The 14,428-nt window shown below is 51.9% G+C and carries 12 protein-coding genes; 8 read left to right on the plus strand and 4 right to left on the minus strand.

The features are described from left to right. Position 1: 1 nt before the first annotated feature. Positions 2-850 (minus strand): 16S rRNA (adenine(1518)-N(6)/adenine(1519)-N(6))-dimethyltransferase RsmA, encoded by an 849-nt coding sequence (gene rsmA, locus ACS5NO_RS06040; RefSeq protein WP_439414294.1) that lies wholly within the window; start codon positions 848-850, stop codon positions 2-4. A gap of 121 nt (positions 851-971) precedes the next feature. Between rsmA and ACS5NO_RS06045 the strand changes: the two genes are divergently transcribed. The 8 genes from ACS5NO_RS06045 (at position 972) to ACS5NO_RS06080 (ending at position 12,448) form a co-directional block, all read left to right on the plus strand. Beyond that, positions 972-1,592, plus strand: coding sequence for a hypothetical protein (locus ACS5NO_RS06045; protein ID WP_439414295.1), 621 nt, complete (start codon positions 972-974; stop codon positions 1,590-1,592). 85 nt (positions 1,593-1,677) lie between these two features. Continuing rightward, positions 1,678-2,949 carry a hypothetical protein gene (locus tag ACS5NO_RS06050; protein ID WP_439414296.1) on the plus strand — a complete coding sequence of 424 codons (1,272 nt, stop codon included), beginning with the start codon at positions 1,678-1,680 and terminating at the stop codon, positions 2,947-2,949. A gap of 52 nt (positions 2,950-3,001) precedes the next feature. Beyond that, positions 3,002-3,376 carry a hypothetical protein gene (locus ACS5NO_RS06055; RefSeq protein WP_114405564.1) on the plus strand — a complete coding sequence of 125 codons (375 nt, stop codon included), beginning with the start codon at positions 3,002-3,004 and terminating at the stop codon, positions 3,374-3,376. Between the two features lie 112 nt (positions 3,377-3,488). Beyond that, on the plus strand, positions 3,489-4,985 hold the full coding sequence (locus ACS5NO_RS06060; RefSeq protein WP_439414297.1) for an FtsZ/tubulin family protein: 1,497 nt from the start codon (positions 3,489-3,491) through the stop codon (positions 4,983-4,985). A gap of 137 nt (positions 4,986-5,122) precedes the next feature. Then, positions 5,123-8,707, plus strand: coding sequence for a hypothetical protein (locus tag ACS5NO_RS06065; RefSeq protein WP_439414298.1), 3,585 nt, complete (start codon positions 5,123-5,125; stop codon positions 8,705-8,707). A 27-nt stretch (positions 8,708-8,734) separates the two neighbouring features. Beyond that, complete coding sequence (locus ACS5NO_RS06070) at positions 8,735-10,006, plus strand: hypothetical protein (protein WP_439414299.1); 1,272 nt, start codon at positions 8,735-8,737, stop codon at positions 10,004-10,006. Positions 10,007-10,344: 338 nt separating this feature from the next. After that, the gene (locus ACS5NO_RS06075) at positions 10,345-11,382 is read left to right on the plus strand and encodes a hypothetical protein (RefSeq protein ID WP_439414300.1); all 1,038 of its coding nucleotides are present in this window, start codon (positions 10,345-10,347) and stop codon (positions 11,380-11,382) included. Between the two features lie 208 nt (positions 11,383-11,590). Then, complete coding sequence (locus ACS5NO_RS06080) at positions 11,591-12,448, plus strand: WG repeat-containing protein (protein ID WP_439414301.1); 858 nt, start codon at positions 11,591-11,593, stop codon at positions 12,446-12,448. On the opposite strand, the gene ACS5NO_RS06085 is transcribed toward ACS5NO_RS06080, so the two are convergent. Genes ACS5NO_RS06085 through ACS5NO_RS06095 form a run of 3 tightly spaced genes read right to left on the minus strand, consistent with a single transcriptional unit; the run spans position 12,445 to position 14,355 of the window. Continuing rightward, positions 12,445-13,155, minus strand: coding sequence for a hypothetical protein (locus ACS5NO_RS06085; RefSeq protein WP_439414302.1), 711 nt, complete (start codon positions 13,153-13,155; stop codon positions 12,445-12,447). The two genes, ACS5NO_RS06080 and ACS5NO_RS06085, sit on opposite strands and share 4 nt — an antisense overlap. A gap of 10 nt (positions 13,156-13,165) precedes the next feature. Beyond that, positions 13,166-14,008, minus strand: a complete 843-nt coding sequence (locus tag ACS5NO_RS06090; protein WP_439414303.1) for a hypothetical protein — start codon at positions 14,006-14,008, stop codon at positions 13,166-13,168. A gap of 14 nt (positions 14,009-14,022) precedes the next feature. Then, on the minus strand, positions 14,023-14,355 hold the full coding sequence (locus ACS5NO_RS06095) for a PKD domain-containing protein (RefSeq protein WP_439414304.1): 333 nt from the start codon (positions 14,353-14,355) through the stop codon (positions 14,023-14,025). Between the last annotated feature and the right edge of the window lie 73 nt (positions 14,356-14,428).

A 14,428-nucleotide genomic window follows, 5' to 3' on the forward strand; every position in this document is an offset into this window, starting at 1 on the left:
ATCATTCATCATTCATCATTAGCAAGGTAAGTTGAACAAACTCCGGCACGCCCAACTGTTCGGCGCGTTTATCCAGTAAAGGATGAGACAACATGGACTCCGGAGGGTTTAACGGTTTCAGGGCATTTCGCAGTGTTTTTCGCCGGTTGTTGAAGCCTTGTTTAACGACCTGAACAAATTTTTTCTCGTCACAAGGCAAGGCAACGACGGTGTTGCGCCGAAGACTGATGACGCCCGACTGCACTTTCGGCGGGGGCGAAAAGACGCTGGCATCCACCGTAAATTCATACCGAATGTCGTAGTAAGCCTGCAACAAAACGCTCAGAATCCCGTAGTCCTTATTGCCCGGTGGGGAAGCAATGCGCTGAGCCACTTCCTGTTGCAGCATACACACCACTTCCTGCACCTGCTGGCGATGGTCTAAAACCTTGAATAAAATCTGCGACGAAATGTTATACGGGAAGTTCCCGATGATGGCAACGGGTTCCTGAAACAGAACCGATAAATCTTTTTTAAGAAAATCACCGTCCAGAATCCGGCCGCGCAACATGGGGAAATGGGCGGTAAGGTAGGCGATGGATTCGGTGTCGATCTCGATGACGTGCGTTGTGAACGGCAGGTCGGGGCCGAGCAGATATTGCGTTAGCACGCCCATGCCGGGGCCGATTTCGAGCACGGTTTTGTAGCCATTGTGGCCGGAAAGAAGCCCTGCGATGCGTTCGGCAATGCTGAGGTCTTTCAGAAAATGTTGCCCCAGGTGTTTTTTAGCGCGAACGGCATCACCCCGGAAGGACTGTTCCCGGTCTGACGTGGCTCGCTTTGAAGGTTTTCCGTAAGATCGCACAGGCATGATTTGCTAATTTTGATCTTGCAAAGGTACACCGACCGTTGATGGAACCGTATAAAATTCGTGGCATTTCCTGAGGGAATTGGTTAATTTTACCGCTTTCGGAGTAATACGTCATTTATTCATGCACAGAGGTGTTATTCATTACGATGAGTTGACGGAATGTGGGCTGTTCAAGGATGCAAGTGGTCAGATTCATATTTTTCGCAAGGATGATCCGGTCTACCGGCATGTCTGGACGTATGAAATCGCCGAAAAACCGCCGGTAGGGGTTGTAATGCCCGTTATTCAGCCTGATCGCCGGCCATTGGGGCCACCGCTGCCGGTTGCAAAACCGCTGGAAGCCATGCCCCGGGCGAGTTCGGCGGGGTTGCCGCCCGCCCGGGTGGGTCTGCTCAACTGGATCGGGATGGCGTTGTCCGGACTGGCCTTGCTATTGTTGATCAACATCGGAGGAGAGCCGCGCAAAGACGGCGTGGGCAGCAATCCGAAACTGATCGACTCCATGTGGGCCGTTATGGCGGGGGTGCTGTTGCTGATCGAACTAATTTATTTCAGTGTGGGCGCGGCTCGCTGGCGCATACGTACGAATTACTGGGGTATCGTCGTTTGTACAGTATTTGCCAGCCTGTTAATGAGGGGTTGCGATCACTATGAAGCCGACAAACTCGCTGACGTTTATACCATTGTGTTGGCGATTTTATTACTGATCGTTTATTTATTGCCTAAACAAAAAAACGGGTAACAACCTCGGTCTATAACCGTTTAGAGAGGAAGTAACCGGTCGGGAACCGGTTTCAAACCAGATACCATACGACGTGCACAAACGAATGAATCAATCACCTCTGCGGGCCACCAGCCTGTTTTTTCTGGTACTCCTCCTGTTCTTCCAAAGCTGCGGCCGGAAAGAAAAAAAGACCGAAAAACCGCCCGAAGCCAAACCCGCCGGTATCAGCAACATTCTGTTTTTTATGGAAACGTCGGCCAGTATGGGCGGGTATCTGAAAGGGGAAACGAATTTTAAAGTTGCAGTATCCGAGGTCGTTACAAAACTGAACCAGATTGCGCCGGTGGAAGTCTGGACCATTGCCGGAAAGCCCAAGCCCGTTGTGGAGGGCTATAATCAGTTTGTGGTCAATCTGGCTACCACGCCCTTAGCCACCGAGCGGAGTTCGGAATTGCACAAAATTTTTAAGGAAGTCGGGGAGAAGGCGAAGGGCAACACCGTAGCCCTGCTGGTGTCGGATTGCATTCTGTCGTTTCCGGATGCCGAAATTCGGAAAAACCCGGAAATCAACCGACAAAATGCCGAAAGCGTCCTGAAAAGTCAGATCAACGACCAGTTTGCCAGCCTGAAAAAGCAGGGCATCAGTGCCACGGTTTTGGCCTATAGCTCCGGTTTCAACGGAACTTATTACGATTACCAGAATAACAAACACAAGCTGACGGGCGAATCCCGGCCGTTTTACATTTGGATCATTGGCAAACAGGAGCTGGTCGGCGATTTGAACCGGAAACTGAGCGAACTGATGATTACTAAACCCGCCAAGCAACTGGATTTTGGAGCCAGCGGGGCGTTAAAACAGTTCGACCTGTTCTTTTCGTTGAATAAAAAAGGCGAGTGGCGCGCCGAAAAAGCGGGCCTGGCCGAACTGACGGTCAAACCGGCGGCTCCGGCTGAATTTGCGGTGGGCGTCAACCTGAACGGATTGCCGGCGTATGCACAGGCGGAAGATTTCATCCGGAAAAATCTGGTCGTAACCGCTCCCAATGCCACGGTAAAGCTGATCAACGTTCAGAAAAAAGAAAAAGTAGCTACCAATCGACTGAAAGAGCGGGAACTGAAACTGCTCAACCAGAACTCCCACGTGCTGACGTTCCGGGTCGAAAACCTCTATGACGAAAAGGCCGATGTGATCCTTAAATTGCCGGTGCGGTTTGATGACTGGTATGCCGGTGGCTGGTCGACCATGGATGACCGGACTTCCACCAGCCGGTTTAATAAAACCTTTGCGCTGGTTCACCTGATGAATGGCGTCAAGGAAGCCTACCAATCGTCGAACAATGATTTTCTGGTGCTGAATTTAAAATTGGAAAAGTAAGGAAAAATGCCCTTACTTGTGCGACAACACACAAATACTAACTTTCATCCCCATGTTTGTAACCCTGTATGAACTCTGGCTGGGCCAGAACAATGACCCTATTTACGCCGACGAAATTTTTACGCCTGTTGGTCTTCTTACCCTCTTGTTCTCGCTGGGCCTGGCGGCCTTGTTTTACCTGATTCTGGGACGCTGGAAGTCCATTTTTTACCGCACCTCTCACTGGGTCATCATGTTGGTGATTGCCGGTATTTTCGGATTTGGGTATGCGGTCTGGTTCGCCCTCGACGCCACCGGTGCCGAGGATACCGACAGTTACATGCAGGGATTTGGGGGCGTAAACTTATTGTACGCGCTAATTTACTTTTTCGTTTTTTCGTTACTTCTTAAGCGGTTCTCCATTTTTGCGAAGAGAACCCCCTTTTGACCGGGAGTGAGTTGATTTTTCTGATTCAACGGATACAAGTCAGGAATTGTACTTCCATTAAAATCAGTTCAATCACAAAAATTAGCTCAATTCGGGTTCAGACCTTTTTTCTATGAAACTATTTCTTTTTGGTATTGGTGGTACGGGCGCCCGCGTCCTTCGCTCGCTGACCATGTTACTGGCCGCCGGGTCCAAAACCCCCGCCGACCTGACCATTATCCCGATTCTGCTCGACATGGACATGCAGAACGGAGACACCGAACGGGCGTTGCGGGAAGTGGAACTCTACCGCGCCATCCGCCGGACGGCGTATAAAGATACCGCTGCCAGTCAGGGAAGCCAGACCGAACGGCGGACTTTTTTTGCCACCCCTTTGCAACCGCTCGGGACGCTTCAGGCCGAAAATGCGCAGGAGAAAATCGGCGATTCGGTGTTGCCCAAACTGACCGATCACGAGGGGACTTTTGAAGAGTTTTTGAGTGTCAGCAGCATGGACGACATCGACCGCGAACTGCTCAAACTGCTCTATGACAACTCGGCCCGGCCCACGAGTGCGGAGTTGAAACTGAATCTGTCGGTGGGTTTCAAAGGAAATCCGAACATCGGCAGTGTGGTGTTCAACGCGCTGGAAGACTCGGCGGTGTATAAATATTTCACCGGAGCCTTCAACGACCAGACCGACCGGATTTTTGTCATTAGCTCCATTTTTGGCGGTACGGGTTCGGCCGGTTTTCCGCAACTGGTCAAGTTGCTACAGCATCCGAGTCAGAAAATCCAGATCCGCAATGCCAAAAAAGGGGCGGTGACGGTGATGCCGTATTTCGCGCTGGAAGAAAACAGCCAGAGTGCCATCGACCAGAACCGGTTTTTGTCTAAAACCAAGGCTGCGCTTTCGTATTACCAGACGCAGGTAAATCTCGATGCGCTCTATTACATCGGCGACCGGCCCGGCAGCAAGCTCTACCCCAACGTGGAGGGTGGCTCGAAGCAGACCAACAACGCCCATGTCGTGGAGATGCTGGCGGCTGCGGCCATTCTGGATTTTGCCAATAAACCGGAAGCCGAATTCAGCGACGCCAAGCGGTATTTTGAATACGGCCTGAAACGCAACGACCGGACGCTCGATCTGCCTCATTTTCACGACCAGACCTACAACGGCATCCTTGAACCCCTCATCCGGTTTGCCTACGCGACAAAGTTCTTCACCGACTTTGTGCCGACCAACCTGGGCGAAGCATTTGCCAAAAACCTGGCCCTTTCCCAGAACCTGCGCACCAACACGTTTTATACGTCGCTGGAGAATTTCATGACCCACCACTTCAAAACCTGGCTCAACGAAATGGCGCAGAACGACCGGGCGTTTTATCCGTTCGATATGCTGAACGATTTCAATGCCATGGTGCGCTCGAAGCGGATCGAAACCGGTTTCTTCGACAAAGGACTCAGTGAAAAATTTCTCCGGGACCAAGCCGGGAAAATCGAAAATACGTTCCAGACGCCTTTCCCGGAACCGGAAAAACGGTTTATGCAATTGCTGATTGAAATCGCGGAGAAAGCCCGCGAAAAACTCGGCCCGCTCAACCGGCAACTGTCGGATGCTAATGTATAGTAGTGAGTTGTTACACAGGGTTGATCAGAGGACATCAGAGTTAATCAGGGAAAAGTTTTTCATGAAACACTCTGATTAACTCTGATAACCCCTGATCAACCCTGTGTAAAAACCCCTTCTTTGATCTCTCGAACCTCATGCCACATATTCTCAGAATTGATAATGACCCCAACGTCAGCCAGCAGAACCACCAGGATTGGACGGGTTCACACACGGGCTTGACGGGCAACCGCATTGAACACATTCCCGACACGCTTTCCGGGGCCGCTGGTGGTGCTGCCGGAGCCGCTGCCAAAGCCGGTACGTCAATTCCGTCGCCCTTTGCGCGGTTGTATCTGTTCGATACGGCTTTCCGGATGATTAAAAACAACCAGCTTCCGCGTGAACTGTCGTTGTATCACGTGCTGGTTTCGCACGCCCTCGACATGTTGGAACTGCTGTTTCAGGCCGGGAATAGTGCCGATCTGACGTACCGGGTGTGGAACCGCGCCGAGCGGCTGGATGCCCTGCGGAAAAAAGCGAATCCCTCGACCACCGTCCGCCATGCGCACCAGATTCTGGCCAAAGCCCTGGAACTGGATTTTCGCAACGAGTTGGGGACCCTTCAACAGTTTACGCTGATCTATTACAAAGGCGCGCTGCTGGGTGGAACGTCGCCCTTGTCGCTGGTTTTTACGTCGCCCAACTGGGAGCAGGAACGCCAGAACAAGTTCATCGATCCGCCGAAAAGCACGACGGGCCGGATGCTGTTTCAGAATGAATATGTGCCTTTGCAGGACCGGGATACGGCTTTTGTGACTTACCTGCGACGGCTCTATGATCAGTATAAAGATTTGCTGCCATCGAAAGGCGGTTTTTCCGAATTTCTTTACAAGGCATTTTTCGACAACACCACCCAGCTTCCGGTCGAAGCGAACACGACGCTATCGAACTTCGAACCGATTCAGATTGGTGGCGAAGGCAACTCGACTTTGCAGGTGCTGCCGGGCCTGGCCTTGTATAAGGTACGCGAAAACGATGTGCTGGACGACATTGAGGAAAACAGCGATTTCGTCATGCAGCCCACGGTTTCGTATTACCAGCAGGAAAGCCGCAACGGAGCGCCGACCAACGTTCGGAAACCGCTGGCACTGGCATCGCGGATGGATGTGGCCGGGCGGTATGTGAAAAATACCAACTGGAACCCGCAGACTGTCATCATGCGCTCGCTGCTGAACAACCTCAGCGAAGGCGGTTTGCTCGCCGAACGGTATTTGCCGGGCGTCGACAATGTACGGTATCCGTTCCTGACAACCGACGATTTTTTGGAAGATTTTCTGATTCAGGTACCCTTTAAAATCAACAATAAGCGGTTTTTTACCGGAACCATCGGCGAATGTGAGTTTTTGCTGCCCGTTCGGAAAGAGTATTTTAACTTCTTCCGAATCGACGATCTGCAAAAGCAGTTCGCCTTTTCGGTGGAACACCGGGGAACTGATAAAATCATAACCGCCATCCTTCGCATTCCGATTCGGAACAACCGGACGATTGAATTCCGGAAAGAATACAATTTGGCCCGACCGGAAACCGTGATCGACTTCCGGGCTGGTCTGGCGTTTTTCCCATTCTACCGCGTTACGGTTCCCGATTTGCAGTCCATGAACCAGTATTATGTGATGCTGGCCGATGTGAGCGATCCTAACATTGGTTTTCGGGCGCACAACTCGGTGCATTTCTACGAGTTACCGAATATTATTGCGGGAAAACCGCTCAACGTTCCGGCTCCTGAAGCCCGTTCACCGAAAGTCGATCCCTTGCCAGCCTCGTATTATTACAAAGTTCCGCAGGCATTCGACGTCATGGAAATCCGGCTGGAGCGGGGCGGTATTCCGTACCGGGGGCTGGTGTTGCCGCAGTTTACGACCATCTCGGAAAAAGGCTACAAGAACTTTACGTTTGCCATCGACTTCGGAACGTCCAATACGCACATCGCCTATACCGATGCTGCGATGGGCGATGTGGAGCCGAAAGCCCTAACGGTGAGCGATCAGAACACGTCGCTCAACAAGGACGAGCTGCAAATGGTGCTGTTCAACAAACCGTATGAAGGCTACGAAGCGCAGACGGTGTACGACAAATACGAAAAACGGGTCAGCTTTGGCGGCCTTGTGCAGCTCGATCAACTGGTTCGGCGTGAGTTTATTCCGGCCATCATCGGCAAGGAATTTGGCTCGCCGTTTGCATTCCCGCTTCGGACTACGGTGTATGAGAAAAGCGGTTTTACCGACAGCGGTAACAATCTGTTTTCCAAAGTCAACCTGGGCTTCAACATCGATCTGGAAGAGGGTAGCACGGGCGTCAATCACTACGTAACGAACCTGAAATGGCTGTTTGAAAACCAGCCGGGCGATACCTTAAACCGCCCCCGGGTTCGGGCCTTTTTCGAAACGCTGTTTCTGTTAATCCGGAACAAAGTGATTCTGAATCAAGGCAATGTGCAGCAGACGAGCATCGTGTGGCTGGCTCCTTCGAGCATGCGGGCCGTCACGGAAGATAATCTGGTCCATGAGTGGGAACAGGCCGCCCGGAATGTCTTTGGCACCACGAGTAACTTCCGGGTCAAACCGGTACCGGAGTCACTTGCTCCGTATTTTTACCTTGTCAAAAACGGCGTCAAGTCCTTTGCCGACACCGTCAACGTGGACATCGGTGGCGGAACGGCCGACATCATGCTGTTCATGAAACAGCAGGGGCGGTATCTGAATACGTCGTTCCGGTTTGCCGGTTACGACATCTGGGGGGGCGGTTTGGACGAACAGGGCCACCCGTCGCACCGGAAAGATAGCGGTTTTGTCAAAAATTACCTGGCCTACCGCCGAACGCTGAATCAAACCCCCGCCCGGGAAGATTCGATTCTCGATACGTTCCTGAACAAACCGGAGCTGACCGCCGAGGATATTGTTAGTTTGCTGTTCAAGTACGACAGTCACTTCAAGTTTACGCAGTCGATTCAGGACGGGAAACCGGCCTTGCGGATCGTACTCTACCTGCACTACAGCTCGATTGTCTATCACCTGGTTCAATTGCTGGAGTCGCACAACCTGGCGTTACCGCGCTACCTGACGTTTACGGGCCGGGGTAGTCAGTATCTGGCGATGCTCGGGTCGCGTTCGCGCCTGATTCAGTTTACCAAGATGCTGTTCAAGGCGTATTCCAAACAGTCGGTGCCGTCGGATTTTGAGGTGATTCTGTCCGACAATCCGAAGGAAACAACAGCCAACGGAGCGGTTTTATACGAAAATGCCGGTGGCGAAAAAGCGCAATATGAAAACCGGGAAACGACCTGTTACTGGGGCAACGAACCCGCAACCGCCGACGAAGCAGGGCAGGAGCAGGCAAACCCCTTTGCCTTTGAATACCGCCGGACGAAAATTGGGGAAGTCAGCCCGCAGCAGGCTTTTCACCACTCGGTTTTACACAACATGCAGCGGTTTCTGGAATTGACGTTGCACGACCGCGACATTGCTTATTTCCTGAGCGAATACAACATTCAGACCCCCGAGCGGTATGTCGATTACCTCGTCGGCGCGGACATTACGCGGGGGGGACGGCTCTACGACAGCTACATGCTGGCGCGGATGGGTTTTGAACAACGGCCGAATGATGCCCTGGGCGAAACCTACTTTTTTCTGCCGCTCAAACACGCGTTGTATGAGCTGTCGAAGTACATTGCCGAATCGTAATCCTCAACTAAACTTTCTTTTCAAAGGATGATCTGTCAAACTACCCGCTGGATTTTGTTGCTTGGCGTGTTGCTTCTAAACAGACCGGCTTTTGCCCAAAACGATGCGGAATACCGCCGAAAACTCGATCAGGCGGCTTTTCTGATGACCAAAGCGACGGTTGAGTTTCTGGCGACGGATGCCCAGACCTTTCCGAACGTCAAGTCGAAACAATGTGCCTGTGACTCCTATGAGGGGTTAAAGGAATTCATTGCCCAAAACGACCTCGTCGGGGCGGATAAACTGACCGATGACGCCAAAAAAAGAGCGGCTCAGAACATCGCGCAGATCAACCAGCCCCGCACAGCTCTGGAAGGCGTCAAAGATTTTCTGGTTCAGAAAGTAGCCACCGGAGACCGGATAACCCGGCAGACGCTGCCGGGTTATCCGGCTTTTCAAACCACCCTGGACGGCATCATTACCAGCGCTTTAGGCGCGGGGCCTGCCGTTGTAGCTCCCCCGCAGCAAGTTGCTGCTACGGAAGAAAATGCGCCCGTCAATCCGGCGGAAAGTGCTGAAAAAACACCGGTAACCACCCCATCACCCACTCAATCAAACTGGAATGCTATGGATAGTTTTGCGCTTATTTTATCAATACTGAGTCTCGTTGCCGTCGCTTTTCTGGCGTATCTCGTCATAAAAAACCAGAAGCCGCAGCAGTCGGCCCGTGATGTGCAGTTTGACTCCCAATTGGCGAAACTGTCTGACCGGATCAGTAAACTTGAAGTACGCAAGAACCAGACGAATGAAAATTTTCAGTTGAATGCACAACTGGAAGCCCTCGAAAGAGCCGTCCGGTTATTGGAACAAAACCGGGCTGAAAAACCGGCTGCTCCGGCCGTTAAAGTGCCGCTTGAAGTGGTAGCACCGGTTCAGGAAGTGCCAGTTGAGCCGGAAACAGCGCGTCCGTCCAATCGTTTTCGCACCCCGACCCTGCCCTCAAAACCCACGGCTCTCTACGCCCGGACGGCGGATTTGGGCGACGGTTTCAGTGCCGGAGGCTTGTTGACCACCCCCGAACGCGATACGGTTTTTGATATTAGCCTGCAAGGTGATACGCAGGCTACTTACCAGGTTTCGGAAAATGCGGATGCCCAACGGCTGGCACTGAGCGATCCGTATTCGTACCTCAACGATGCCTGTGAGTACCTGACGCAGCCCAATCCGAATAGCCGGATTCGGACGGAACAGCTGGGTCGGTTGACGCTTCAGGGCGACAAATGGAAGATTACAGAAAAAGCAAAAATTAGATTTATTTAGTAATTTAACGTGAACTATGAGATGATGCCCTTGCCTAACAGTTGTTTAAGTGCCAGAGGCACGTAATGTTAATAGTAAATCGATATTTTAAGAACTCCAGGCGTGCCGGAGGTACGCAACTAAGCCTTTATCGCGTACCTCCGGCACGCCTGGAGTTCTTAAAATACCGATTTACTATTAACATCTGACCCCTCCGGGGTCAATAATCTCATAGCTCACGTTAATTTAATACCCAGCCCGGATTATTTGGTAACAAGATAGTATTTACTTTCACTATTCTGGTAGCCGCTTGCCTTGTAACCGGTCTTCGCTACAATGAACAGGGATTTACGGAGATCATGACACTCGAAGAATTACGGGATCGAATTAAAAATGAAGTTGTTCTGTATGAGGGCGAACTGGCTGACTGGCAATGGCGACAGAAAGGGCTCGTGGCGGAGGCCAATGAATTGGGAATTACGGATTTTACCCGCCTGGTCAACGACATCAGCCGTCAGGTAAACCGTGATTTCGGGAAGATTCTGGATCTGAAAAAGAAGATGGTCGCGGTGGCCCTGCAACGCCACAACCAGTTGTCGGAAACGGATATTAACCAGTTTGTCGCCGAAGCCGAACGGGTTCAGTTGTCGCGGGCTTTTGTAACTGAACAGTGGATTCCGGCTATTCTGGAAGCCCTTCCGGCTGCGTCCGCAAGCGAGGATCCCGTTTCGCCGGCGGGTCCGGTTGCTTCGCAAGCAAACCCGCAAAGTCCGCCTATCCCGGCACCGGTTGTTGAAAAAGTGGAGTCGGTTCGGCGGAAAATCAAGAGTATTCTGGACGATTACGACAAGCATATTCAGGCACAAAGTCTGAAATTTCTGTTCAAAGCCGTTGATTATGACGAAGCGGCACTGGCCGAGGAAATCCGGCTGTATCTGTCGGAGCATTATTACGCATCGGTGAACCCGCCCCGAGGCAATACGCTGAAGGAAAAACTGATTTCGACCGACTGGCGGCACCTGAGCTGGTGGGAAAAGGAGCAAGCCAAACCACAACCGGCGGACTATGTGAAAACCCAGACCGGGTATACCACAACCCCTGCTCCGGCGGGGGTGAATCCGGCAAACCGGTTTCCAGCGGGTGGCGGGCCATTACCCGGAAACCCGCAGGCGATTCTGCCACCCCCGGTCGTGACGCCGGAACCACCTAAAAAAAGCAGCTTTTCGGATGCCGCTCTGATTGGCCTGGCCATTTTATCGGCTTTGGTGCTGATCTGGGTCGTATTACGGATGACGCGGGGCGAAGAACCGGAGCCGGAACCGACTCGGAAAAGCTCAAAAAAACAGACGAGCCAGCGACTGGAGGCTTCTCCCTACCCAAAGGTATTTCTAACGTGATAAAGATCAGGAAATCCTGAAAGACTTCCCAAGCCTGATAGAAACTAGATACCGAATGATCAGAAAAATAAACAGACACGGTGTCAGACTGTTGTCTGAATGAACGTTGAAACCGATCGCGTAAAAAATTATGAAGATTATTTGACTTTTCGTAACTTTTGAAGGTCTAAAAAGAATGGCTTTCCTCGTTTACTAACTGAAGCATGAAATGATCGATACCATTCGTCAGAAAATACAGGAGGTTTTTGGCCCTTACGACCGGCACGTCCCAGCCCACGTGATCAACCGGCTGTTTGTTGCCATTCCGTCCGATGAAACCACATTGACGCAGGAAATTATGGGGTACCTGCTTGAACATAATTATGAAGCCCTCGAAACGCCCAAAGGTCAATCGCTTCGGGAACAGCTTATTTCGACCGACTGGCGGCAAAAAGAAGCAAAAACGTGGTTGGTTGAGCCCCAGCAATCCGTGGCTGCCCTAACCGGCGATGTGTCGGTTCACCCCATATCCACGCCATTCAGCCAGTCCAATAAAGTATTGATTGCGCTGGTGATCGTTTTTGTGAGCATCTTGCTGTGGCTTTGGAAAGGGAAATTAACCGAAATCGACAGCGGAGCCGGTCGCGACGAAGTCGCTGAACTGGAACAAACCCGGAGCAGCGGTGCTGTCCAGGTCAAACAGACCATTCGCCAGCCCAATGTGGGCAAAGCCGCAAAGAAAGTCGTGCTGCTGCCCGCTGAGTCCGTTGTAAAAGACAACAATCCTCTTCTTACGCCCACCGATCTCAGTCCGACTCCCGTTTCCGCTGCTTCAGGAACGGTCGAACCGGCAACGGCTGTTCAAACGAAACCGTATGATTCGGTCGACAATCGAGTAGGCGATTTTGGGTTACGGGCTGCCCGCAAGGGAGGAAAATGGGGCTATGTCGATCAAAAGGATAAGTGGCACATCGACCCGGTGTATGACGACGTGACCCCTTTCCTGAACGGAAAGGCAACGGTAGTTCTGGATGGTCAGCAAATTGTGGTTGACCGGGACGGAGGGCGTATTCGGGACGAAAACTAACGCGGACCGGCTCCGGCGCTCACCGTCAGGTTCTGAAACTGCGTGCCGTCGGTCGTCGAAACAAAGCCGATGCCGTTGCCCTGATACTGCCGGAACTGGTACGGACTGGTCGGTATTTCCCGCCCGTTGAGGTAAAAATGAATCTGCTCCCCTTTTTTACGAACCGTCAGCGTATTCTTCGTCGTTGAGAGCGGGATGCCCGCCGGAACATAATCCCCCCGCATATAAATGGTGTAGCTCAATCCGTTGATCACGTATTTGACGGACACCTGGTTTTTGTTGTTGATCCGAAAATGGCAATAATTTAACGAGTCTTTTACGCCAATCAGCAAGCCTGCATCGGGGATGATGCCGCTGGGTCCGGCCAGATCGACCTGGACCATGAAGGTGTCCAGTTTGTTCAGATTGAGGGCCGTCGGAATCGATACGTAGCTAAAGGCCGAAGTCGGTGAATCATCAGCCTGTTTGTAAATGTGGTAGGCATTCTGGGACATGTCGTACCCGTAAGCCCCCCGTCGGCCGATGAGCCAGCGGTTCCGGTTATCGGTGAATTTTTCCGTAAACAACCGGTTGGAAGCGGATGCCGCATTCTTTGCCTTGATTTTCACGTGTACCCACGAACCGGACGCCGAATAGACCCCAACCTGCGCCTGGCTTTCTCCCAGCAGACTGAACAGAACTCCTAAAATGAGTGCGAAACGCATCATACTGTAGTCGTTAAAATTTGTAGTGGAACACCGCAACCGGATACCCGGATTGGTAACCAGGTTTCAGACTGACCTTCGGTTCGGTGGTTCTGGTTCGCTGCTTCTGGTTGCGCACGCCTTTGATCAACGTGGCCACAATGTCCGTAATCCAGATGGCTCCCGACAGGCGGGTGGCAATCATATACCGGTGGTGGTGGTCGTTAGCACTGTCGTAAAACGGTTGTGCGGCTGTGCGGTTGCGTTGCTGTTCATACAGCGCATAGTCGTCGCGCGACTTTTTGCGTTCCATAAAACCGTAGAGCATCAGGCCGTAGCAAGTAGCTGTAATGCCCAGCCGGTGGCCAATGACGGGTTTGGGCGATTGAACAAAAATATTGCCAACTCCGGGGGCAACCACCGAGAGCAAGGCGAATTCGGGGCCGCCGGGCCGGTATTTCTTTTTCGGAAGATCGATGGGCGTTTGTGTTACAGACTCGGTCGGTTTTCGCACGGCCCCCGGAATCACTTTGACCAGCAGGGTTGCCCGAATATTCTCATCCAGCTCGAATCCGTTTTCCAGGGCTCTCCAGACGATGCGCCGGTTGGTACCCGGCGAAACATCCTGCCCCCAATCGCCGGAAATAAACTGCGGAGCAGGGTTCAGGACGCCGTTAATCTGACTGCGAAGGCGGAAATATACGGAATCGGCGGGTTGGTTTCCGGTAATGTCGTACAGGATTTCGACCGACGACTCTTCAATGACGTTGACGCGGATATTGGTTACAGCAACCTGACTAACAGCAGGTAACGCAGACATCACCAGAAAGAAAGCAATCCATCGTTTCAACCAGAGAAGAGCGTATTGCTGATGCATAGCGGAGAAGAAGGCTAATTGGTGACAGTAACCAGGCGCGAAACGGAAAGCTTATCGTCGCATTGGTTCGCAAGAACCATCGTAACGTTGTAGGTGCCGGGTTTCTCGTAAAAAACCGTGAACTGATTCCCGGAACGATTGCGCCCATCGCCCAAATCCCAGCCTACCGCTCCAATATCGCCTTTCTTATTTTCCAGAAAAAAAGTAACTTCCAGTTTGGCGGCCGTGAAACCGATGGTTCCTTCGGGTTTTTCACAGATCGGAAAATTTTTCTGATCCAGGTCAAACGGTTCGCAGGCGGCACAGCACAGGCTGATCAGAACCAGCGCAATAAAGACTTTTATCATGGTCGTTCAATAGGCTTGCGAAACTAATCAAATTAACAGAAATGCCCTTCCAAAATAATGCCATTCCGATAAG

Source organism: Larkinella fluvii, assembly GCF_051857545.1.
In the GTDB taxonomy this organism is placed as follows: domain Bacteria; phylum Bacteroidota; class Bacteroidia; order Cytophagales; family Spirosomataceae; genus Larkinella.

Coding starts and splice junctions, on each gene's coding strand:
- rsmA (WP_439414294.1), bottom strand. CDS start 850: ATGCCTGTGCGATCTTACGGAAAACCTTCAAAGCGAGCCACGTCAGAC.
- ACS5NO_RS06045 (WP_439414295.1), top strand. CDS start 972: ATGCACAGAGGTGTTATTCATTACGATGAGTTGACGGAATGTGGGCTG.
- ACS5NO_RS06050 (WP_439414296.1), top strand. CDS start 1,678: ATGAATCAATCACCTCTGCGGGCCACCAGCCTGTTTTTTCTGGTACTC.
- ACS5NO_RS06055 (WP_114405564.1), top strand. CDS start 3,002: ATGTTTGTAACCCTGTATGAACTCTGGCTGGGCCAGAACAATGACCCT.
- ACS5NO_RS06060 (WP_439414297.1), top strand. CDS start 3,489: ATGAAACTATTTCTTTTTGGTATTGGTGGTACGGGCGCCCGCGTCCTT.
- ACS5NO_RS06065 (WP_439414298.1), top strand. CDS start 5,123: ATGCCACATATTCTCAGAATTGATAATGACCCCAACGTCAGCCAGCAG.
- ACS5NO_RS06070 (WP_439414299.1), top strand. CDS start 8,735: ATGATCTGTCAAACTACCCGCTGGATTTTGTTGCTTGGCGTGTTGCTT.
- ACS5NO_RS06075 (WP_439414300.1), top strand. CDS start 10,345: ATGACACTCGAAGAATTACGGGATCGAATTAAAAATGAAGTTGTTCTG.
- ACS5NO_RS06080 (WP_439414301.1), top strand. CDS start 11,591: ATGATCGATACCATTCGTCAGAAAATACAGGAGGTTTTTGGCCCTTAC.
- ACS5NO_RS06085 (WP_439414302.1), bottom strand. CDS start 13,155: ATGATGCGTTTCGCACTCATTTTAGGAGTTCTGTTCAGTCTGCTGGGA.
- ACS5NO_RS06090 (WP_439414303.1), bottom strand. CDS start 14,008: ATGCATCAGCAATACGCTCTTCTCTGGTTGAAACGATGGATTGCTTTC.
- ACS5NO_RS06095 (WP_439414304.1), bottom strand. CDS start 14,355: ATGATAAAAGTCTTTATTGCGCTGGTTCTGATCAGCCTGTGCTGTGCC.